Here is a 20,864-nt window from a genome sequence, read left to right as displayed (position 1 = left end):
GGCGGCTTTAGCGCGGTGGTCCCACCTGACCCCATGCCGAACTCAGAAGTGAAACGCCGTAGCGCCGATGGTAGTGTGGGGTCTCCCCATGTGAGAGTAGGGAACTGCCAGACATCAAATAAGTGAGAAGGCCATCCGAAAGGATGGCCTTTTTGCGTTTATGCGCCGAAAAAACGGTAGGCCGGGTAAGGCGAAGCCTCCACCCGGCAGAGCAAACAACTAATGAATCACCTGCGACAGAAATGCTCGCGTACGTTCTGACTTCGGATGCGCAAAGAACTCATCCGGCGGCGCCTGTTCGACAATCTCACCGCGGTCCATAAAGATCACCCGGTCGGCCACGGTTCGCGCAAACCCCATCTCATGCGTCACACACAGCATGGTCATGCCGGATTGTGCCAGCCCAATCATGGTGTCCAGAACCTCTTTTACCATTTCCGGATCGAGGGCAGATGTCGGTTCATCAAACAGCATAATTTTCGGTTTCATACACAGCGATCGCGCGATCGCCACACGTTGCTGTTGGCCACCCGATATCTGGCCAGGGAACTTATTGGCATGCTCTGCGATACGTACGCGTTCAAGGTAGTGCATTGCCAACGCCTCCGCTTCCTTTTTCGGCATCTTTCGTACCCAAATCGGCGCAAGCGTACAGTTCTGCAGAACGGTCAGGTGCGGAAACAGATTAAAGTGCTGAAATACCATTCCTACTTCCTGACGTACGCGTTCGATATTGCGGATATCTTCATTCAGCTCGATACCATCAACCACAATGCGTCCTTGCTGATGTTCTTCAAGATGATTAATACAGCGAATGGTTGTGGATTTTCCGGAGCCCGAAGGGCCGCAAAGGACGATGCGTTCTCCCTGCTTTACCTTAAGATTAATGTCCCTCAGGACATGAAATTGTCCGTACCATTTATTCACATTTTCCAGCGTAATCATCGCGTCGGCGGGTGTCATAGTTATTTGGCTCATAATTTCCTCAGTGCGGTGTACGCCCGGTGTTAAAGCGCTTTTCCAGATGCTGGCTGTAGCGCGACATGCTAAAACAAAAGATCCAGTAGATCAGGGCAGCAAAGACATATCCTTCGGTGGACATACCCAGCCAGACAGGGTCAACGGTTGCCTGTTGCACGCTGCTAAAGAGATCGAACAATCCGATGATGATCACCAGGCTGGTATCCTTGAAGAGGGCAATGATCGTGTTGACCAGACCCGGAATGACCAGCTTGAGTGCTTGTGGAAGAATGACCAGTCCCTGCGTTTTCCAGTAACCGAGAGCCAGTGATTCAGCCGCTTCGTACTGACCTTTAGGTAACGCTTGCAGACCACCACGTACAACTTCAGCGACATAGGCGGACTGGAAGAGAATCACCCCCACCAGGGCTCGGATCAGCTTGTCGATGGTTGTTCCCTCTGCCATAAACAGCGGCAGCATGACCGATGACATAAACAGAACGGTGATAAGCGGTACGCCGCGCCAGAACTCAATGAAGATAACGGAGAGCACGCGGACGATCGGCATTTTTGAACGCCGTCCCAGGGCCAGTAAAATCCCCCACGGTAAAGCACCGGCTATCCCCACTGAAGCGATAATCAGCGTCAGCGTCAGCCCGCCCCACTGGCGTGTTTCAACGCGTTCCAGTCCCAGGAAACCGCCATACAACAGTACCCAGACAATAATCGGATAAACTACGGCCCAGGCCGCAATATAGCGTCCACGATGTGGCAGCTTTTTCCAGAACATAGCCGCGACAGAGAGCAGGCCGATAACCAGCGCCAGATTTATCCGCCAGCGCTGTTCATGGGGATACAATCCATACATGAACTGACCGAAACGTTCATGAATAAACACCCAGCAGGCGCCGGCTTTTGTGCAGTCAGCTCGGGTTGAACCGACCCAGTTGGCCTGTAAAAACGCCCAGTTCAGCAGGGGAGGAATCAATTCCCACATGAGCCACAGGCAGACAATCGTCAGCAGGCTGTTACTCCAGCTGGAGAACAGATTCTTACGCGCCCACAGAATGAAACGTCCACCTGTCGAGTTGGCAGGGCGCGAGGCGTGCGACAGTATCGCTTTTGTCATCATAGATCCTTAGCGCTCGACCAGTGCTATACGGCGGTTATAAAGGTTCATCAGTAGTGAAATCACCAGGCTGATGATCAGATAGACAGACATCGTGATGGCGATGGTTTCAATGGCTTGTCCGGTCTGGTTAAGCACGGTTCCGGCGAAGAGTGACACCATATCCGGATAACCAATCGCAGCGGCCAGCGACGAGTTTTTGACAATATTGAGATACTGGCTGGTCAGGGGAGGAATGATGACCCGTAAAGCCTGCGGAATGATGACCTGGCGAAGCGTCACGGTATGGGGTAATCCCAGCGAGCGTGCCGCCTCGTGCTGCCCATAAGGAACGGCCTGGATCCCTGCACGGATAATCTCTGCGATAAACGCGGACGTATAAATCGACAGCGCCAGCGTCAGGGCTGCCAGCTCGGGAATTAATACCATCCCGCCCTGAAAGTTAAAGCCCCGCAGATGTGGAATATCCCAGTGCAAAGCGGCCCCGAACAGCCAGTGTGCAATTAGCGGCAGGCTAACGATCAGAACAACTGCCGTGGGCCAGGTTCTACGAAGCTGACCGGTTTTGATCTGATGCTTGCGGTTAAAACGGAATACCCCCGCAGAGAGCGCAAGCGCTATCACAATCGCGCCGATAAAAGCGTACAGTCCTTCACCCGGTTGAGGAGAAGGAATGGACAACCCACGGTTACTGAGGAAAAACAGCTCAAACGCGTCGACGGCCTGGCGGGGACCGGGAAGGTTACGCAGTACGGCGAAATACCAGAAGAAGATCTGCAGGAGCGGGGGGATATTGCGGAACGTCTCGATGTAAACAGTCGACAGTTTCCGCAGAAGCCAGTTTTCAGAAAGACGCGCCAGGCCAATAAAGAAGCCCAGTATCGACGCGAAGACGATACAAAACGCCGATACCAACAGCGTATTCAGTAAACCGACCACGAACACGCGTCCGTACGTGTCACCTTCCTGGTAATCAATAAGGTGCTGAACAATACCGAACCCCGCGCTGCGATCTAAAAACGCGAAACCGGAAGTAATGCCGCGGTTATTCAGGTTGGTGATGGTGTTATGGATGAGATACACGGCGATGAGAACAACCGCAACAATAGCAATAATCTGGAATAGCCAGGCGCGGACCGCGGGATGAGAAAAGGATAGCGATCCTTTTACGGCTGAGCGGCGATGGGACATAAAGAAACCTCAGTAACCATGACTCTGGAGTGGGCACTGCCGGAGCAGTGCCCGTTACAGCTATGACTTAACGAACTGGTGGTGCGTACTGAATACCGCCGTTGTTCCAGAGATTGTTCTGGCCGCGTTTGATCTTCAGCGGGCTTTCCGATCCCACGTTGCGTTCAAAGATCTCAGAGTAGTTGCCCACCTGTTTGATGATGTTGTAAGCCCACTTGTTATCCAGCTTCAGATCCTTGCCGAAATCACCTTCTTTACCGAGCAGGTGTGCCATATCCGGGTTGGATGGCTTAGCGGCTTTCTCATCAACGTTTTTAGAGTTGATGCCCATCTCTTCTGCGTTCAGCATGGCAAACAGCGTCCAGCGAACGATGGAGAACCAGTCTTCATCGCCACGACGAACGACGGGGCCGAGAGGCTCTTTGGAGATGACTTCAGGCAGGACAATCCACTCTGCCGGGTTGCTCAGCTTAATGCGTAAGGCATACAGCTGTGACTGGTCAGAGGCCAGCGTGTCGCAACGGCCGGATTCCAGCGCTTTGGCCGATTCATCCGAGCGGTCGAATGTCACCGGGGTGTATTTCATGTTGTTCGCTTTGAAATAATCCGCGACGTTCAGCTCGGTATCGGTGCCCGCCTGGATACAAACGGTGGCGCCATCCAGTTCCTTGGCGCTTTTCAGGCCCGCTTTATTGTGGGTCAGGAAGCCGATGCCGTCATAATAGGTCACGCCCGTAAATGACATCCCCATGCCGGCATCACGGGAGGAAGTCCAGGTGGTATTACGGGAGAGCATGTCGACCTCGCCGGACTGCAGCGCAGTAAAGCGTTCTTTCGCCGTCAGCGGGGTATATTTTACTTTGCTGTCATCGCCAAAAACGGCGGCTGCAACGCCACGGCAGACATCCACATCAATACCGGTAAATTTGCCGTTCGCATCGGCATAAGAGAAGCCAGGCAAACCGTCACTGATACCACATTGAACAAAACCTTTCTTTTTAACGGCATCCAGTGTCGTTCCCGCATGGGCTTGACCGGCTACGGCAAACAACATGCCTGCAGCGGCCAGGCTGGCTATCATCGTCTTTTTCATAATGCATCCTGTGTGGCGAAATTTATCGTTATAGAGGCGTTTTTAAACGCTTTACCTGTCTGTGGCTTTGGCCAACGTTTATAAAGCAAACGTAATGCCAGTTTTGCGTTCGACAAAATAAGAGACGAGTGAACGCTTAATGCTGAGTGTAGACAGGCTTAAATAAAACGAGCGCCCCGAAACGGTGCGAAATTACAACCTGTGCCACAAATCGGAGCAAAAGTTGCGAGTCGGGTCAGGAAAAAGAAGAGATAGTTTTCAGCGTGAATATTGGCAGGGTATTCAATAATCTTAATGTGTGAAAATCATCACGATAGAATAAGTAATTTGAATGAATATGCGAAAAAGTTGTGACTGACTTCAGGCTTAGATTAATTTAGTGAATATTTACAGGGCTATTTTTTTACTTATTTGAAAATATTGCACTCATTAGAAGCAAAAGCGCGGCCAGAGCCGCGCTTTCTCAATAGATGTTACTTCGTGAGGGCAACAATACCCAGTGTTAAACCCGCTACTGCGGCAGCACCGCCGGCGATAGCACCCGCAGTCTCCCAGTTATCCTGGGTGGTGCCTTTCATACAGGTATTGGTATGAACCAGTCGGCCCTGATCGTCGTAAACCGGTACACATGGAGAATCGTGCGCGCAACCAGCAAGCAGCGCAGCGAGAAGTGCAACGGAAATGAATCTTTTCATGATGTTACCTCAGTATTATTTCTCATCCGCTATAAAGCCAGGAGGGCTATTAACGAACTGGAGGTTATTTTACCACCGGGGTAAGTCCTCGTTACACGAGGAATAATCTCAAATTATGTAGTTTGTAAAAATCGTGGAGAAAAGTCGGTTTCAGGAGGAATTAATGGAGACATTATGGAGTTGCAAGAGACTGTTTTTACTTAATGCAAATCATCATATTCTTAATGCTTCCTTTATGTAAAACCTAATTGGTTGTTTAAGTTAAAAATAAAAAGGCACCAGAGGTGCCTTTTCAGGGAAACATTAACCTTTATGGTGAGTAAACCGTCGCCGAACAACCACAAAGAAAACGGGCACGAAGAAAATCGCCAGAAGCGTTGCGGAAAGCATTCCCCCCATAACGCCCGTACCGACGGCGTTTTGCGCGCCGCTCCCGGCCCCGGTGCTGATCACCAGCGGCATGACGCCAAGAATAAAGGCCAGGGACGTCATCAGGATCGGTCGAAGGCGCATCCTGGAAGCTTCCAGCGTGGCTTCAATAATGCCTTTGCCTTCTTTATCCATCAGGTCTTTAGCAAATTCGACGATCAGGATGGCGTTTTTCGCCGATAAACCAATCGTCGTCAGCAGGCCGACCTGGAAATAGACGTCATTGTTTAACCCGCGCAGCGACGCTGCGAGAAGAGCCCCAATGACCCCAAGCGGCACAACCAGCATAACGGAGAACGGAATGGACCAGCTTTCATACAGCGCAGCCAGGCACAGGAACACCACGATCAGTGAAATGGCGTACAGGGCAGGCGCCTGGTTACCCGAGAGCCGCTCCTGATAAGACATCCCCGTCCAGTCATAGCCGATGCCGGAAGGCAGTTTTGCCGCGAGACTTTCCATCATAGCCATGGCCTCACCGGTGCTTTTACCCGGGGCTGATTCACCCAGGATCTCCATAGAGGGCATCCCGTTATAGCGCTCCAGACGAGGTGAACCGTACACCCAGCGAGCGTTGCTGAAGGCGGAGAACGGGACCATTTCCCCATTCGCGCTGCGCACGTAAAGGTTATTAATATCTCCCGGCAACATACGGAATTTTGCGTCGGCCTGTACGTAGACCTTTTTCACGCGCCCATGATCGATAAAGTCGTTCACATAGGTGCCACCTAAGGCCGTCGAAATCGTCTGGTTGACGTCAGAAAGGCTGACGCCCAGCGCCTGCGCTTTCTCCTGATCGACATCCAGCTTGAACTGAGGCGTATCTTCAAGACCGTTAGGGCGCACGCGAACCAGCAGGTCAGGGTGCTCATGCACCATGCTGAGCAGTTGGTTACGCGCCTGCGTCAGCTGGGTATGCCCCAGGTTGGCCTGATCGATCAATTCAAAATCGAAGCCCGTGGCGGTACCCAGTTCGATAATTGCAGGCAGGTTAAACGGGAACACGAGGCCATCTGTAATTTGACTGAAGGCTTTTGTCGCGCGACCCACAATGGCTTCAACGCCGTTTTCCGCCCCCGGGCGCTCCTCCCAGGGCTTCAGGCTGACGAAGGCGATACCGGCGTTCTGACCCTGGCCGCTAAAGCTAAAGCCGTTTACGGTAAAGACGGATTCCACGTTCGCCTTTTCGTTGTTCAGATAGTAATCCTGAACCTGATCGAGGACCTGCTGAGTACGCGTCTGGGTTGCACCCGCCGGGAGTTGAACCATCGTCATAAACACCCCCTGATCCTCTTCGGGCAGGAAGGAGGTAGGCAAGCGCAGGAAGAGCACCGCCATCCCACCGACGATAATGACGTACACCGCCAGATAGCGCCCTGTCTTACGCAAAATACCGCTCACGCTGTTGCTGTAGTGCTCCACGCTTTTATCAAAGAGCGCATTAAACCAGCCGAAGAAGCCACCTTTCTTCTCATGATGGTCGCCGGATACGGGCTTAAGCAACGTTGCGCAGAGTGCGGGCGTCAGGATTAGCGCAACCAGTACGGACAACGCCATAGCGGAAACGATAGTCAGCGAGAACTGACGATAGATCGCCCCCGTCGAGCCGCCAAAAAAGGCCATCGGAATAAAGACCGCCGAGAGCACCATGGCGATCCCCACCAGTGCACCCTGGATCTGCACCATCGACTTCTGCGTGGCCTCTTTCGGCGGCAGTTTGTCTTCGACCATGACGCGTTCAACGTTCTCAACGACCACGATAGCATCATCGACCAGCAGACCTATCGCCAGCACCATACCGAACATCGTCAGGGTGTTGATGGAGAAACCGAATGCCGCCAGAACCGCAAAGGTAGCCAGCAGAACGACCGGCACCGCGATAGTCGGGATGAGCGTCGCCCGCAGGTTTTGCAGGAACAGGTACATGACCAGGAAGACGAGAATGATTGCTTCAAACAGGGTCTTCACCACTTCGTGAATGGAGATTTTCACAAAAGGGGTGGTGTCATAGGGATAGACAACTTTCAGCCCCTGCGGGAAGAACTGCTGCAGTTGCGCCAGCTTGCTCTTAATGGCTGCCGCGGTGTCCAGCGCATTTGCCCCGGTTGCCAGCTTAATCCCCAGGCCGGTTGCCGCCTGCCCGTTGATTTTAGTGACCATGTTGTAGTTTTCGCCACCCAGCTCAATACGAGCCACGTCCTTCAGATGAACCATCGAGCCGTCCTGATTCACCTTGAGCGTCACGCGGCCAAACTCTTCCGGTGATTTCAGGCGGGTTTGCGCGATGATTGAGGCATTCAGCTGTTGCCCGGGAATGGACGGCGTTCCGCCCAGCTGGCCTGCCGCTATCTGGTCGTTCTGCGTTTTCAGCTGGTTGATAATATCCTGCGGCGTCAGCTGGTATTTGTTCATCGCGTTGCTGTCGAGCCAGATGCGCATCGCATACTGAGCGCCAAACAGCTGAACGTCACCGACGCCAGACGTTCGGCTGATGGCATCTTTAACGTTCGAAGCGACATAGTCAGAGATGTCATTCTGCGTGAGATTTTTGTTGTCTGAAACAAAGCCGGCGACCAGCAGGAAGCTGCTGCTGGATTTCTCCACGCCAATCCCTTGCTGCTGAACCTCTTGCGGCAGCAGCGGCATGGCGAGCTGCAGCTTGTTCTGCACCTGTACCTGGGCGATGTCCGGATCGGTTCCTGACTCGAAGGTCAGGGTGATGGTGACGTTACCCGCCGAATCGCTGGTGGAGGACATATACATCAGCTTATCGATACCGTTCATGTTCTGTTCGATAACCTGGGTCACGGTATCCTGCACCGTTTGAGCGTCCGCTCCCGGGTAAGTCGCGGATATCGCCACGGCGGGAGGAGCAATGGTCGGATACTGTGCGACGGGAAGTTTGAGAATGGCCAGCCCGCCTGCAATCATCAAAATGATGGCAAGTACCCAGGCGAAAACCGGTCTCTGAATAAAGAAATTAGCCATGTCGTCGTCCCTTAACCGGCTGGCGTCGTGGTGATATCAGGCGTGGCGACGACGGTTACCCCGGGTCTGACTTTCTGTAGCCCGCTGACTATCACGCGGTCACCGTTTTTCAGCCCTTCCGTCACCAGCCAGCGATCGCCAATTGCCTGAGGGGCCACGACGGTTCGCGGCTCAACCTGGTTTTTATCGTTCACCACCAGCACGGTTGCATCGCCTCGCGGTGTACGGGTCACGCCTTGCTGTGGTACCAGAATCGCATCCGGCTGGGTGCCTTCATCAATGCGGGCGCGAACAAACATGCCGGGTAACAACAGATGCTGAGGGTTCCGGAAAATGGCGCGCAGGGTGATCGAGCCGGTACTTTCATCGACCGTGACGTCAGAGAACTGCAATGTGCCTTTTAGCGGGTAGGGCTGCCCGTTCTCCATCAGCAGCTCAACGTTGCTGGCGATATCACCTTTTTGCAGGCTCGTTTGTTTCAGGCGCATAAAATCATTACTGGACTGGGTGACATCAACATAAATCGGATCGAGCAGCTGGACCGTTGCCAGCGCTGCGGCTTGCCCGTTCGTCACCAGCGCCCCTTCGGTCACGCTGGATTTCCCGATACGACCATCAACCGGAGAGGTCACTTTGGTGTAGGCAAGGTTGATACGTGCGCTCTCAACACCCGCTTTTGCGGCAACCACGCTGGCATCTGCCTGCTGAGCCGTCGCCACGGCCTGGTCATACTCCTGCTTACTGACATACTGGGTGCCTACCAGCGGGAGATAACGTTTCACCGTCAGGTGCGCAATATTGGCCGCCGCCTGAGCCTTCGCCAGTTCGCCTTTCGCGCTGTCATAGGCTGCCTGATAGGGCGCAGGATCAATCTGGTAAAGTGACTCGCCCGCTTTTACATCGCTACCCTCCGCGAAGTTACGGCGCAGGATAATGCCGCTAACCTGAGGACGAACCTCCGCAACGCGAAATGCATCTGTTCTGCCCGGGAGTTCAGTGGTGACCGCCAGAGGCGCGCTTTTCACAATATGCACGCTGACCTGAGGCGCCTGCTGGTGTTGCTGTTGATTTTCCTGACCATCGCATCCAGTGAGCAGTACCGCGCAGACAATGAAACCGGATAAGGGCAAACGTCTGAAATGATTCGTCATTACTGTTCCTTTAAATACCCATTCACCGATATATGCCGCGAATCGGTAGCAGGGGCAGAGGGATAAAAATAAAATGTAGCTGCGTATAATAATGAGGGTATTTAATGTTTTTTAATTTATAAGTGCGAATGACCATGCTTATAGAAGAAAATCAGAATCAGACCGGCTTCATTCTGGGATATAGTTCAGGCATGTTAATCAGGTAAATGAGTTTAATATTTTATAATTATTCATTTCGTCAATTTAATTGATTGGATGTATTTGTATTAATTATAAATCAAGAGGGGTGACTTTTTTTGTGCAAAATTAAAACGGATTTTAGTGAATACTTACATTTGCATGAACGCAATATGACCTTTAAACCTTGTGAGTAACGAGTAGTTGCCTATGGCGCGTAAAAAGAAAGAAGAGGCTCAACAAACCCGGCAGCAGCTGATTGAGGCGGCTATCGGACAGTTTGCCACGCGTGGCGTAGCCAGCACGACGCTGACGGATATCGCTGATGCCGCTAAGGTGACGCGCGGCGCGATCTACTGGCACTTCACCAGTAAATCTGAAATATTTAATGCCATCTGGGAACACCAATTACCGCTTCGCGACATTATTCACGACAGGCTTTCCCTTTCCGATAGTGACGATCCATTGTTAAAACTTCGTGAGCAATTTATTACCGCGCTGCAATATATTGCCCATGAACCCCGGCAATGTGCGCTTTTACAAATTCTGTATCATAAGTGTGAATTTAGCAGTGATATGATTTCTGAGCGCGAAATCAGAAAGCGTATCGGATTCAACGATGACACGCTACGCGCCGCGCTGGAGACCTGTATTTCGCGAAACATCATTTCGCCACAGGTGAATGTTGAACTCACCTTGATTGTATTCCACGGTTTTTTTAGCGGAATAATTAAAAACTGGTTAATGAATAACGACAGTTTTAATCTTTATCAGCAGGCTCCCGCTCTGGTCGATAGCATACTGGCGACACTCCCGGTTATTCGCGTGTCGCCGGATGATGCTTACTGCTCAGCGCCGGGTAACATTTCCCCTCGGGCACAAAGTGCCTCTATGGTCTGCGCGCTGACGGGTTTACCTAACAGATAACCTTGAAGGGTGTTACAGCCAAGCTCGGTTAAAAAGGCTTGCTGCGCTTCGGTTTCCACACCTTCAGCCACAACTTTCAGGTTAAGTGTTTTAGCGAGAGCCACAATTGCTGAGACAATAGTGGCATCCTCGCTCTCGCCGCTGAGCTCTTTCACAAACGCCCTGTCGATTTTCAATTCGCAGGCCGGTAAGCGCTTGAGGTACAGCAGGCTCGAATATCCGGTGCCAAAATCATCAATGGAGGCCTTCACGCCTGCATCCGTCAGCTCTGTCAGCACGCGTACGCTCTCATCCGGGTTGCTCATCGCCGTGGTTTCCGTCACTTCGAGGATCAACATTTCCGGTGGCACCTGGTGAAGTGCCAGGCAGTCGAGAACCGTTTTAACCAGCGAAGGTTGTTCAAACTGCAGTGTCGACAGGTTTACCGCCATTGACCAGCTTTGATGCCCCTGGAGATGCCATTTCCGCAGCTGACGACAGGCTTCATGAATCACCCAGTTGCCAATGGGGACGATTAGCCCCGTTTTTTCCGCCAGCGGCAGAAAAAGGTCCGGCGTCAGTAGCCCCTGCTTAGGATGCTGCCAGCGCAATAACGCCTCGAATCCGAGGACCGGGCCCGCCGGGGCGTGAAATTTTGGCTGATACAGCAGGCGCAGCTCATTGCGATCGATTGCCATCCACAGATCGTTCATTAACTGGAGATGGGTTTGCGCCAGGGTGTTCATGGAGGGCTGGAAAAAGTGGTAACCGTTACGGCCCATATGCTTCGTGTGATACATCGCCGCGTCGGCGTTAAACATCAGCTCACGCTCGGTTTTGCCGTCGTGAGGGTACAGCGCGATACCAATGCTGAGGGTCACCACCAGTTCATAGGGGCTGAGATTGAAGGGGCTATCGATCGCGCGCACCAGCGAATTCGCCAGCGATGCCGCGTCGTCCGGACCTTCTCCCTCTGCCAGCAGAACAAATTCATCACCGCCGATGCGTGCAAGGGTGAACTGGCCCTTCAGGAGAAGCAGCAGGCGCTGCGTAACGGCGACCAGCAGCCTGTCACCGACATCATGGCCGTAGGCATCATTGATGGCTTTAAAGCCGTCAAGATCCATGAACATCAGGGCAAAGTGATTCCCTTCACGATCGGCTTTGCTGATGGCCTGATCGAGTCTGTCTTCCAGCAGGATACGGTTGGGCAGACGCGTCAGGGTATCGTGTAGCGCCAGCTGAGCGAGTTCCCGGTTAGCTTCTGCCAGCGACGAGGCCAGCAGGGCGGTGCGTGCCTGAAGGCGGGCATCCAGCATCGACACCAGCAGGGTGATCCCAAGAATTGAGAGCGCGACCACGCTGACCAGAACCGCCAGCCAGCTCCCGTTGATACCCTCATGGTGAACCATTGTGGACATCGGAAACTGCGCCGCTTTCATCCCGGCATAGTGCATGCCGGCAATGGCAATGCCCATCGTGATGGCGGCACCCATGCGCATCAGCACGACCTGCGCGGCTTCGCGACGCAGGCGGAAGGTCAGCCATAATGCCGCGAGCGAAGCGGCAAGCGCAATCACGATCGAAATGGCCACCCAGACCTTGTCCCAGATTATCCCGGGCATCACCTCCAGCGCCGCCATGCCGGTGTAATGCATGGCCACAATACCGCTCCCCATCACCAGCGCGCCGGGCAGCAGTCGGCGCAGGCGTAGTTGCTCGCAGCTCACAAGCCATAGCGCAAACAGCGACGAACCCACGGCGATGACCATAGATAATACCGTCAGGGTGGCGTTGTAGCTCATGCTCATGGAGAGGTCCATCGCCAGCATGCCGATAAAATGCATGGCCCACACGCCAATCCCCATAGCAATACCGCCGCCAGCCAGCCAGACGCGGGCAGCGACACCTTCACTCCCGGCGACGCGTGCAGCCATGTTCAGCGCGGTATACGCAGCAAGAATGGCAACAACAAAGGAGAGGACGACAAGGATAGGGTTGTATTGGCTGACCAGCATGGACGGTTCTACTCGAGTGTGGGGTTACGCTAGAGCGGTTGAGAAGGGCGAGACATTATCACCGTCAGGTAATGGCTCAAAGGGATTTAAATCCCCGTTTTTAGTGGGTAATAACGGGGTGATTTGCGCAATCGGGCGGTTAGTCGAGCTCTGAGCAGTTCACGAGTTTCAGCGGATTGACGGAGTTCATATTGCGACACTTATCGGTTTCGGTGCTCATCAGTTCAATCCACTGCATAAGGAGTGTATCGAAAATGAGAACGGAGATTGCAAAGACAACCAGCCACCAGTATTTACGAATCATTGTGTCATTCCGCGAGAAAATCGCCAGTAAGGTGGGGGAAATATACACGAAAAACTGGGGTTGAAAAGCAGGAGAGGCGAAGGTTTACAATGCGTTGACGGAGAAGCGCAGGTAATAAAAAAGGCGCTTCCCCATGCCGAAGAGCGCCTTTTTAAACAAGCATTTAACTGATTAGTATCAGTTCATGCCGTATTTTTTCAGTTTCTTACGCAGAGTACCACGGTTGATACCCATCATCAGCGCAGCGCGGGTTTGGTTACCGCGGGTGTATTGCATCACCATGTCCAACAGTGGCTGTTCAACTTCAGCCAGTACCAGCTCATACAGGTCATTAACATCCTGACCGTTCAGTTGAGCAAAATAGTTCTTCAGTGCCTGTTTAACCGAGTCACGCAGGGGCTTTTGAGTTACCTGGTCCTGAGAGTTAACGGTAGAAACGGTCAGTACGTCAGAATTTACGCGTTGTTCGAACATAGTTCTGTCAGCTCTTTATTTCATTACGCAAGATTTTCGAAGTATGCCTCCAACGCCTCCAGCTGTACGCTGGCATCCTCTATGGCGTTGAATGTGCGCCGAAACTGGTCATCTGGAGCGTGCTCCTGGAGATACCAGGAGACGTGTTTACGCGCAATTCGGTACCCTTTTGCCTGACCGTAGTGGTCATGCAGTTCCCGAACATGCGAACAAAGCAAGCGCTTAACCTCTGCCAGAGGCAGCGGGGCAAGCAGCTCCCCAGTGTCCAGATAATGCTGGATTTCCCGGAAGATCCAGGGTCTTCCCTGAGCTGCACGTCCTATCATCAGAGCATCAGCTCCCGTATAGTCGAGTACAGCCCTGGCTTTAAGCGGGTCAGTTATGTCGCCATTCGCGATAATCGGAATGGAAACTTTCTGCTTAACTGCCCGAATGCTGTCGTATTCAGCTTCACCGTTGAACAAACAGGCGCGAGTGCGTCCATGGATGGTCAGGGCCTGAATGCCACAGTCTTCGGCCAGTTGGGCAATCTCTACACAGTTACGGTGTTCCGGCGACCAACCCGTGCGAATCTTCAACGTAACAGGAACGTCCACCGCGCTGACAACCGCCGTCAGGATAGCTTTCACCTGGTCGGGGTATTGCAGAAGGGCTGAACCTGCAAGCTTGCGATTCACCTTTTTGGCCGGGCACCCCATATTGATATCAATAATCTGGGCACCACTTTCCACGTTAATCCGCGCGGCATCTGCCATCTCTTCAGGCACGCTTCCGGCAATTTGCACGGTGCGAATACCTGGTTCATCGACGTGCACCATCCGAAGGCGGGATTTATCGCTTTCCCAAACCTGCGGGTTAGACGACATCATCTCGGATACGGTTAAACCGGCTCCCATCTCATAGCACAGCGTCCTGAACGGCCGGTCTGTAATACCTGCCATTGGGGCTGCGATCAGGCGATTTCTAAGCTGGTGGTGTCCGATGCGCATGAGTTAAGAAATGACCATACTGTGACTGCAAGGCGGCGTATATTACGCATTTTTTGCACGAGATGAAAGGCCAAACTTTGAACAATCCACTGTTGTAGATCAAGGAATCGCCGCCCAATCTTTCCGTTCAAAATTATTCATTATTTAAATCATTAAGTTATATGATAATGGTTATTTTATGGGCGCTTACAATTTCCCGTAACTTCTCATCATTTCTGAATAAATGCGTCGTTGAAGCGGGATAATCTGCTGTTTTTAACAGCAGATTTCCCTTCTTCTTTGCGATCTGAGTCGCATTTTAGAACATGATCGTCATGCGAAAAATGCGTGTTATTCGACCACGACGCGCCCATGCAGCGACTGTACCGGACGGTTATTATCGTGATGCATTGTCTGGGTGAATCTGGCAAGTTGTTCTGCAGAAACCGTCAGGGGCTGTTTAAGTACAATCCAGGTAACGCCTTCTGAACACGGTGGAGTGGTCAGTGAACCGCTAAAGCGCCAGTACGTTTTATTTTTTGGCAGCAGTTTGTTCAGGTTGAGATCCTGTTTGATGGAGACGTTCTGCTCGGCCTGCTGAGGCATAACGCGCCACAGTTTTTCAAGCTCCGGGTTTGCGGCCCCTTTATCAAACATGACCGCCACCACTGTCAGTTCCCCACTGGCATTTTTATGAACCAGATGCATTTCCATCGCGTATCTCTTGCCATGTACGGTGTTTTCGCTCGGCGCGTGGAAATGGAACTGCTGTAAGGTCCAGGTTTGCTTATCGAGAGTAAGAGTATCGCGGGTGTTCGCCTGTTCACCTGCCTGAATGGTATGGCCATTGTTCGTCAGTGTAACAGGACCATCAACGTAGTGGGTTTGTAGCGGGGAGAGATGGGCGTTAGTGGTCGAATCAATATTAACAGGAGACTGGTTCATACCGTTTTGACAGGTCTTGTATGCCTCGTCCATCTCGCCCCAGTGTTGCGGTGAACCTTCCCCTTCATAGCTCCAGTGTGATGCAAATGCTGAAGCCGAAATCATGCTCAGCGCCAGCAGCGCTGCCTTGCCTGTAACGTGTGTCATCATATTCTTCCGGTGAATTTTTGTAATACAAATCAACATGATTTGTAGGGTTATTTTACCGAAGAATGAACGGGGGAGAGAGGATTATCAGAGGGTGAGAGGCGTGGTCAGATGACCACGCCAGATTCTTATTTTTTACGGCCAGTGATGCGGCACCACTCTTCTTTTTCCACCACCGGGTCGAGAGCAAAGAGATCGGCGTAAGCTTCACACACGCTGTCGGCCTGGCTTGCCAGGATACCGGAAAGCCCCAGCAGACCACCCTCAACGGGCAGCACGCTGATTAACGGAGCCAGTTCGCGCAGTGGGCCCGCCAGAATGTTTGCGACCACCACATCGGCTTTCATGGCTTCTGGCTGAGCATCCGGCAGATACAGCTCCAGACGATCGGAGACGCCGTTACGCTCGGCATTATCGCGGCTGGCCTGAATCGCCTGCGGATCGATATCGATCCCGATGGCTTTTGCCGCGCCCAGCTTCAGGGCTGCAATCGCGAGGATCCCGGATCCGCAGCCGAAGTCGATCACTGTCTTACCGTCCAGATCCAGACCATCCAGCCACTGCAGGCACAGAGATGTGGTTGGGTGAGTACCGGTACCAAACGCCAGGCCCGGGTCGAGCATCACGTTCACTGCGCTTTCATCAGGGACATCGCGCCAGCTCGGACAGATCCACAGACGTTTGCCGAACTGCATCGGGTGGAAGTTATCCATCCACTCGCGTTCCCAGTCTTTATCTTCCAGCTGTTCGATTTTATGCACGAAACCTGCGCCCAGCAGAGGATGATTCTCCAGAATCGCGACAACCTCTTTCATATCGGTTTCGGCATCAAACAGGCCAATAACGTCGGTATCGCCCCACAGGCGGGTTTCGCCCGGCAGCGGCTCAAAGACCGGCGTGTCATGCGTGTCCTGGAAGGTGATAGAGACCGAACCGGCCTCCATCAGCGCATCGCTCAGTTCCTCGGCATTCGCGCCGGTTGTGTTCAGTTTTAGTTGGATCCACGGCATGGCAAAACTCTTTATTTATCAGTAGAAATCATAGCGGGTTGTGGGACGGGCTGACCGAAACGGTTCCCCACCACAAACGCCAGTAAACTTAGCAGTAACGAAGGCACAATCGGATGGAAGCCCAGGTACTGAATCTTAAACGTTGCGAGGACGGCGTAAAGCACGCCGCCGACAATCATCGCGCTCAGCGCACCGGCGGCATTCGCGCGCTCCCAGTAGAGCCCTAACACCAGCGGCCACAGGAATACCGCTTCAAGCCCACCAAATGCCAGCAGGTTCAGCCAGATGATCATCTCCGGCGGGCGCCACGCGGCTAACAGCAGCAATGCCCCTAACGCCAGAGTAATAACGGCCGACATGCGCTTCAGGCGCCGTTCATTCTCTGCCTGCTCAGGACGCAGGTTCAGATAGAGATCTTTTATGATCGTAGCGGAACTTTGCAGCAGCTGAGCGTTGATGGTCGACATAATGGCGGCCATCGGTGCGGCGAGGAAGATCCCGGCGGCAAATGGCGGCAGCACTTTAACCATCAGGGTTGGGATAACCAGATCGGGTACGGTAAGGTCAGGAATAACTGCCCGACCTAACGCGCCTGCCAGGTGCATACCAAACATCAGGATTGCGACAACGATAGTGCCGATAATGATACCTCTGTGCACGGCTTTGCTGTCTTTGTAAGAGATACAGCGCACGGCGGTATGCGGCAGGCCAATCACCCCAAAGCACACCAACACCCAGAACGAGGTCATAAAGGTTGGCGAAAGGATGTTATCCGCGCCCTGCGGCGAAACCAGTTTTGGATCGATCGCCTCGAGCGTTTCAACCGCATGGCTCAGGCCGCCCGCGGCGTGGACGATGCCGACCAGCAGGACAATAGTGCCGATAAGCATAACCATGCCCTGCATCGTATCGTTCAGCACGCTGGCGCGGAATCCGCCAAACGCGGTATACAGCGCAATGCTGACTCCGAAGATGATCAAGCCTGTCTCGTAGGGAATACCTGCCGCCGTTTCCAGCAGGCGTGCCCCGCCGATAAACTGCACCGTCATTGCGCCAATAAAGGCCACCAGCAGGCTTAAGCTGGCCAGCCACACCAGTAAACGGCTCTGATAGCGGGCAAACAGCATATCGTTGAGCGTCACGGCATTATAACGGCGCGCCAGAATGGCAAATTTTTTACCCAGTATGCCCAGCGAGAGCCAGACGGCAGGAAGCTGGATCATCGCCAGCAGCACCCAGCCTAACCCGTATTTATAGGCCGCACCGGGTCCGCCGATAAACGAACTGGCGCTGATATAGGTCGCGGTCAGCGTCATGGCCAGCACGACGCCGCCCATCGAGCGGCTGCCCAGAAAATACTCGTTCAGGAAGGTGCCCGTCGTTCTTTTACGCATGGCGTAAACGGATAAACCAAACACCACTAACAAGTAAGCGATAAGCGGCAGAATGACTTCAAGCTGCATCATCGTCCTCCAGCGGAATATCGCGATAGATGAATTTCACCATTGCCCAGCACAGCAGGATGAAAACCAGCGGTACCAGCAGACACGCCATTTCGAACCAGTGCGGCAGGCCGGTGATGCCAATAGCGGAGTCAGGTAAGTAAGCAGTTACTAACCATGCTGCGAGATAGAGAAGGGTCAGCCACAGCGCCCAGCGCGCTTCTTTATGGGCCTGAACAAAACGTTTGTCCATTTTTTGTCCCTTGTGGATGAAGAAAGCGGGGATTGTACATGATGGGGCCTGGCGATCCCCAGAAATAAAAAAGGCCGGATAATCCGGCCTTTTAGCAACACAGGTCTCTTACTTCTCGTTCAGACCGAGTTTTTTCTCCAGATAGTGGATGTTGGTTCCACCATTCTGGAAGTGCTCGTCGCTCATGATACGCATCTGCAGATCAACGTTGGTTTTGATACCGTCGATGATCAGCTCCTGCAGGGCGTTTTTCATGCGGGCAATCGCCACGTCACGGTTTTCGCCGTAGCAGATAAGCTTGCCGATCATTGAGTCATAGTACGGCGGTACGGTGTAACCGGCGTAGATATGAGACTCCCAGCGCACACCAAAGCCACCCGGCGCGTGGAAACGCGTGATTTTACCCGGGCTTGGCAGGAAGGTGTTCGGGTCTTCGGCGTTGATACGGCACTCTACCGCATGGCCTTTCACCACAACTTCTTCCTGCTTGATGGACAGCGGCTGGCCTGCAGCGATACGCAGCTGTTCTTTGATCAGGTCAACGCCGGTGATCATTTCGGTAACCGGGTGTTCAACCTGAATACGGGTGTTCATTTCGATGAAATAGAACTCGCCGTTTTCGAACAGGAACTCAAAGGTACCTGCACCGCGATAGCCGATATCGACACACGCTTTGGAGCAACGCTCGCCGATGTAGCGACGCAGTTCCGGGGTAATGCCCGGTGCTGGTGCTTCTTCGACCACTTTCTGGTGACGACGCTGCATAGAGCAGTCACGTTCTGCCAGATAGATCGCGTTACCCTGACCGTCAGCCAGCACCTGAATTTCGATGTGGCGTGGGTTTTCCAGGTATTTTTCCATGTACACCATGTCATTGCTGAAAGCGGCTTTCGCTTCTGCTTTGGTCATGGAGATGGACTGCGCCAGTTCAGCATCGCTACGCACAACGCGCATACCGCGACCGCCGCCGCCGCCGGACGCCTTGATGATAACCGGATAGCCAATGCGTTTAGCATGAGCACGGTTAGCATCCATGTCGTCGGTCAGAGGGCCGTCAGAGCCTGGTACGGTTGGAACACCGGCTTTTTTCATCGCGGTGATTGCAGACACTTTGTCGCCCATCAGGCGGATGGTGTCGGCTTTCGGGCCGATGAAGATGAAGCCAGAGCGTTCAACCTGCTCAGCAAAGTTGGCGTTCTCAGAGAGGAAGCCGTAACCCGGATGAATTGCCACCGCGCCGGTGATTTCAGCGGCGCTGATGATAGCCGGGATGTTCAGATAGCTTTTTACGGACGGAGCCGGGCCAATACAGACCGTCTCATCCGCCAGCAATACGTGTTTTAAATCGCGATCCGCGCTTGAGTGCACAGCGACGGTCTTGATGCCCAGTTCTTTACAGGCACGAAGAATACGCAGTGCGATCTCGCCGCGGTTGGCGATAACAATTTTATCCAGCATGTACGCCTCGTTACTCGATGACGACCAGCGGCTCGTCAAATTCAACCGGCTGACCACTTTCGACCAGAATCGCTTTCACAGTACCTGATTTGTCTGCTTCGATCTGGTTCATCATTTTCATCGCTTCAACGATGCACAGGGTATCGCCTACGTTGACTTTCTGACCCACTTCGATGAACGCCTTCGCGTCCGGGCTCGGGGTGCGGTAGAAAGTACCAACCATTGGGGAACGTACGATGTGACCACTGATTTCTGCTGCAGCGGCAGGTGCGGCTTCAGCTGCTGGCGCAACGGCTGCGGAGAGCGCAGGCTGCTGCACTGGCGCAGCATAAGCTTGCTGCATTACCGGGAAGCTAGCGGCTGGGGCTGCACGGCTGATGCGTACAGACTCTTCGCCTTCAGAAATTTCCAGTTCGGAGATGCCTGATTCTTCAACCAGCTCGATCAGTTTTTTAATCTTACGAATATCCATGAGTGGGTTCCGTACTCTTGTTTAGTGTGATTGTGACAAGCGTTTTACCGCTGTCTGTAAAGCGTATGAATAGCCGTCTGCGCCCAGTCCACAGATAACGCCAGCAGCGATATCTGACAGATACGAATGGTGACGGAACGGCTCTCGGGCGTGCACATTACTCAGGTGGATCTCGATAAACGGGATACTCACCGCGAGCAGTGCGTCGCGGATAGCAACACTGGTGTGCGTAAACGCGGCCGGATTGATCAGGATATAGTCCACATTGTCTTTAGCCTGATGAATACGGTCGATGAGTGCGTACTCCGCATTCGACTGAAAATGATCCAAATCCACATTCAGTGACGCTGCTTCCGTTCCCAGACGGTTAACAATTTCACTCAATGTTAGCGTGCCGTACTTCTCTGGCTCACGGGTGCCGAGCATGTTCAGGTTCGGTCCGTTCAAAACTAAGATATGGAATTTATCAGTCATTATGCCGCTATCTCCTGCGATTTTCGGGTAAAAAACAAAATATACCTTCGAAACGCAAATGTCACCTTTTCAGAGGCTTAAAACCGCTGTCAGGTGAACCAAGGTCGCACATTATAACGATTTCGTAGCATTTAGCAGCTAAATACTGGTCTTATCAGGGAAGATTATCAACCGCTATCC

At 53.0% G+C, this 20,864-nt stretch carries 19 protein-coding genes and 1 rRNA gene; 2 read left to right on the top strand and 18 right to left on the bottom strand.

Annotation, left to right across the window (positions count from 1 at the left end):
* A 5S ribosomal RNA gene (rrf, locus tag USF70_RS13505) occupies positions 1 to 113 on the top strand; the annotation flags it as partial.
* Positions 114 to 219: 106 nt separating this feature from the next.
* Here rrf and USF70_RS13500 read toward each other — a convergent pair.
* From USF70_RS13500 to USF70_RS13470, 7 genes are all read right to left on the bottom strand, one after another.
* On the bottom strand, positions 220 to 978 hold the full coding sequence (locus USF70_RS13500; RefSeq protein ID WP_023309440.1) for an amino acid ABC transporter ATP-binding protein: 759 nt from the start codon (positions 976 to 978) through the stop codon (positions 220 to 222).
* 7 nt (positions 979 to 985) lie between these two features.
* On the bottom strand, positions 986 to 2,089 hold the full coding sequence (locus USF70_RS13495; RefSeq protein WP_320735702.1) for an amino acid ABC transporter permease: 1,104 nt from the start codon (positions 2,087 to 2,089) through the stop codon (positions 986 to 988).
* Between the two features lie 9 nt (positions 2,090 to 2,098).
* Positions 2,099 to 3,280 carry an amino acid ABC transporter permease gene (locus USF70_RS13490; protein ID WP_320735699.1) on the bottom strand — a complete coding sequence of 394 codons (1,182 nt, stop codon included), beginning with the start codon at positions 3,278 to 3,280 and terminating at the stop codon, positions 2,099 to 2,101.
* Between the two features lie 67 nt (positions 3,281 to 3,347).
* A complete protein-coding gene (locus USF70_RS13485; protein WP_023333654.1) occupies positions 3,348 to 4,373 on the bottom strand; it encodes an amino acid ABC transporter substrate-binding protein in 1,026 nt (341 codons plus the stop codon).
* A 473-nt stretch (positions 4,374 to 4,846) separates the two neighbouring features.
* Entirely contained in the window at positions 4,847 to 5,068 is a 222-nt protein-coding gene (locus USF70_RS13480) for a lipoprotein (protein WP_008502867.1), read from the bottom strand.
* 303 nt (positions 5,069 to 5,371) lie between these two features.
* Positions 5,372 to 8,485, bottom strand: coding sequence for an efflux RND transporter permease subunit (locus USF70_RS13475; protein WP_320735698.1), 3,114 nt, complete (start codon positions 8,483 to 8,485; stop codon positions 5,372 to 5,374).
* An 11-nt stretch (positions 8,486 to 8,496) separates the two neighbouring features.
* Complete coding sequence (locus USF70_RS13470) at positions 8,497 to 9,636, bottom strand: efflux RND transporter periplasmic adaptor subunit (protein WP_045888036.1); 1,140 nt, start codon at positions 9,634 to 9,636, stop codon at positions 8,497 to 8,499.
* 387 nt (positions 9,637 to 10,023) lie between these two features.
* Between USF70_RS13470 and envR the strand changes: the two genes are divergently transcribed.
* Positions 10,024 to 10,740: an acrEF/envCD operon transcriptional regulator gene (gene envR, locus USF70_RS13465; protein WP_320735697.1), complete on the top strand. Its 717-nt coding sequence runs from the start codon at positions 10,024 to 10,026 to the stop codon at positions 10,738 to 10,740.
* Here the strand turns inward: envR and USF70_RS13460 are convergent.
* The 11 genes from USF70_RS13460 to aroQ form a co-directional block, all read right to left on the bottom strand.
* Complete coding sequence (locus USF70_RS13460; RefSeq protein ID WP_320735696.1) at positions 10,656 to 12,737, bottom strand: putative bifunctional diguanylate cyclase/phosphodiesterase; 2,082 nt, start codon at positions 12,735 to 12,737, stop codon at positions 10,656 to 10,658. The two genes, envR and USF70_RS13460, sit on opposite strands and share 85 nt — an antisense overlap.
* Before the next feature lie 139 nt (positions 12,738 to 12,876).
* Positions 12,877 to 13,041 (bottom strand): DUF2556 family protein, encoded by a 165-nt coding sequence (locus tag USF70_RS13455; RefSeq protein ID WP_023309432.1) that lies wholly within the window; start codon positions 13,039 to 13,041, stop codon positions 12,877 to 12,879.
* A 177-nt stretch (positions 13,042 to 13,218) separates the two neighbouring features.
* Positions 13,219 to 13,515: a DNA-binding transcriptional regulator Fis gene (fis, locus tag USF70_RS13450; protein WP_000462905.1), complete on the bottom strand. Its 297-nt coding sequence runs from the start codon at positions 13,513 to 13,515 to the stop codon at positions 13,219 to 13,221.
* Positions 13,516 to 13,538: 23 nt separating this feature from the next.
* Positions 13,539 to 14,504: a tRNA dihydrouridine synthase DusB gene (gene dusB, locus USF70_RS13445; RefSeq protein ID WP_023309409.1), complete on the bottom strand. Its 966-nt coding sequence runs from the start codon at positions 14,502 to 14,504 to the stop codon at positions 13,539 to 13,541.
* A 330-nt stretch (positions 14,505 to 14,834) separates the two neighbouring features.
* The gene (locus USF70_RS13440; protein ID WP_320735701.1) at positions 14,835 to 15,575 is read right to left on the bottom strand and encodes a carbonic anhydrase family protein; all 741 of its coding nucleotides are present in this window, start codon (positions 15,573 to 15,575) and stop codon (positions 14,835 to 14,837) included.
* Positions 15,576 to 15,703: 128 nt separating this feature from the next.
* Complete coding sequence (gene prmA / locus USF70_RS13435; RefSeq protein ID WP_039260393.1) at positions 15,704 to 16,585, bottom strand: 50S ribosomal protein L11 methyltransferase; 882 nt, start codon at positions 16,583 to 16,585, stop codon at positions 15,704 to 15,706.
* Positions 16,586 to 16,596: 11 nt separating this feature from the next.
* On the bottom strand, positions 16,597 to 18,048 hold the full coding sequence (gene panF, locus USF70_RS13430) for a sodium/pantothenate symporter (protein ID WP_240608713.1): 1,452 nt from the start codon (positions 18,046 to 18,048) through the stop codon (positions 16,597 to 16,599).
* Positions 18,038 to 18,280 (bottom strand): YhdT family protein, encoded by a 243-nt coding sequence (locus USF70_RS13425; protein ID WP_006178860.1) that lies wholly within the window; start codon positions 18,278 to 18,280, stop codon positions 18,038 to 18,040. The genes panF and USF70_RS13425 overlap by 11 nt, the downstream gene beginning before the upstream one ends.
* A gap of 108 nt (positions 18,281 to 18,388) precedes the next feature.
* Entirely contained in the window at positions 18,389 to 19,738 is a 1,350-nt protein-coding gene (gene accC / locus USF70_RS13420) for an acetyl-CoA carboxylase biotin carboxylase subunit (protein ID WP_023333644.1), read from the bottom strand.
* A gap of 10 nt (positions 19,739 to 19,748) precedes the next feature.
* Positions 19,749 to 20,210, bottom strand: coding sequence for an acetyl-CoA carboxylase biotin carboxyl carrier protein (accB, locus tag USF70_RS13415; protein WP_010436174.1), 462 nt, complete (start codon positions 20,208 to 20,210; stop codon positions 19,749 to 19,751).
* Positions 20,211 to 20,231: 21 nt separating this feature from the next.
* Positions 20,232 to 20,684, bottom strand: coding sequence for a type II 3-dehydroquinate dehydratase (gene aroQ, locus USF70_RS13410; RefSeq protein WP_023309405.1), 453 nt, complete (start codon positions 20,682 to 20,684; stop codon positions 20,232 to 20,234).
* Positions 20,685 to 20,864: the final 180 nt, after the last annotated feature.

Origin of the sequence: Enterobacter sp. 237C8 (assembly GCF_034106865.1) — a bacterium.
GTDB lineage: Bacteria > Pseudomonadota > Gammaproteobacteria > Enterobacterales > Enterobacteriaceae > Enterobacter > Enterobacter asburiae_B.
Note: the sequence above shows the minus strand (reverse complement) of the source record. Positions and strands in the feature narration are given on the sequence as shown.

Excerpts from the sequence above, each read along its gene's own strand:
- USF70_RS13500 (WP_023309440.1), bottom strand. The coding sequence starts at position 978 with ATGAGCCAAATAACTATGACACCCGCCGACGCGATGATTACGCTGGAA.
- USF70_RS13495 (WP_320735702.1), bottom strand. The coding sequence starts at position 2,089 with ATGACAAAAGCGATACTGTCGCACGCCTCGCGCCCTGCCAACTCGACA.
- USF70_RS13490 (WP_320735699.1), bottom strand. The coding sequence starts at position 3,280 with ATGTCCCATCGCCGCTCAGCCGTAAAAGGATCGCTATCCTTTTCTCAT.
- USF70_RS13485 (WP_023333654.1), bottom strand. The coding sequence starts at position 4,373 with ATGAAAAAGACGATGATAGCCAGCCTGGCCGCTGCAGGCATGTTGTTT.
- USF70_RS13480 (WP_008502867.1), bottom strand. The coding sequence starts at position 5,068 with ATGAAAAGATTCATTTCCGTTGCACTTCTCGCTGCGCTGCTTGCTGGT.
- USF70_RS13475 (WP_320735698.1), bottom strand. The coding sequence starts at position 8,485 with ATGGCTAATTTCTTTATTCAGAGACCGGTTTTCGCCTGGGTACTTGCC.
- USF70_RS13470 (WP_045888036.1), bottom strand. The coding sequence starts at position 9,636 with ATGACGAATCATTTCAGACGTTTGCCCTTATCCGGTTTCATTGTCTGC.
- envR (WP_320735697.1), top strand. The coding sequence starts at position 10,024 with ATGGCGCGTAAAAAGAAAGAAGAGGCTCAACAAACCCGGCAGCAGCTG.
- USF70_RS13460 (WP_320735696.1), bottom strand. The coding sequence starts at position 12,737 with ATGCTGGTCAGCCAATACAACCCTATCCTTGTCGTCCTCTCCTTTGTT.
- USF70_RS13455 (WP_023309432.1), bottom strand. The coding sequence starts at position 13,041 with ATGATTCGTAAATACTGGTGGCTGGTTGTCTTTGCAATCTCCGTTCTC.
- fis (WP_000462905.1), bottom strand. The coding sequence starts at position 13,515 with ATGTTCGAACAACGCGTAAATTCTGACGTACTGACCGTTTCTACCGTT.
- dusB (WP_023309409.1), bottom strand. The coding sequence starts at position 14,504 with ATGCGCATCGGACACCACCAGCTTAGAAATCGCCTGATCGCAGCCCCA.
- USF70_RS13440 (WP_320735701.1), bottom strand. The coding sequence starts at position 15,575 with ATGACACACGTTACAGGCAAGGCAGCGCTGCTGGCGCTGAGCATGATT.
- prmA (WP_039260393.1), bottom strand. The coding sequence starts at position 16,585 with ATGCCGTGGATCCAACTAAAACTGAACACAACCGGCGCGAATGCCGAG.
- panF (WP_240608713.1), bottom strand. The coding sequence starts at position 18,048 with ATGCAGCTTGAAGTCATTCTGCCGCTTATCGCTTACTTGTTAGTGGTG.
- USF70_RS13425 (WP_006178860.1), bottom strand. The coding sequence starts at position 18,280 with ATGGACAAACGTTTTGTTCAGGCCCATAAAGAAGCGCGCTGGGCGCTG.
- accC (WP_023333644.1), bottom strand. The coding sequence starts at position 19,738 with ATGCTGGATAAAATTGTTATCGCCAACCGCGGCGAGATCGCACTGCGT.
- accB (WP_010436174.1), bottom strand. The coding sequence starts at position 20,210 with ATGGATATTCGTAAGATTAAAAAACTGATCGAGCTGGTTGAAGAATCA.
- aroQ (WP_023309405.1), bottom strand. The coding sequence starts at position 20,684 with ATGACTGATAAATTCCATATCTTAGTTTTGAACGGACCGAACCTGAAC.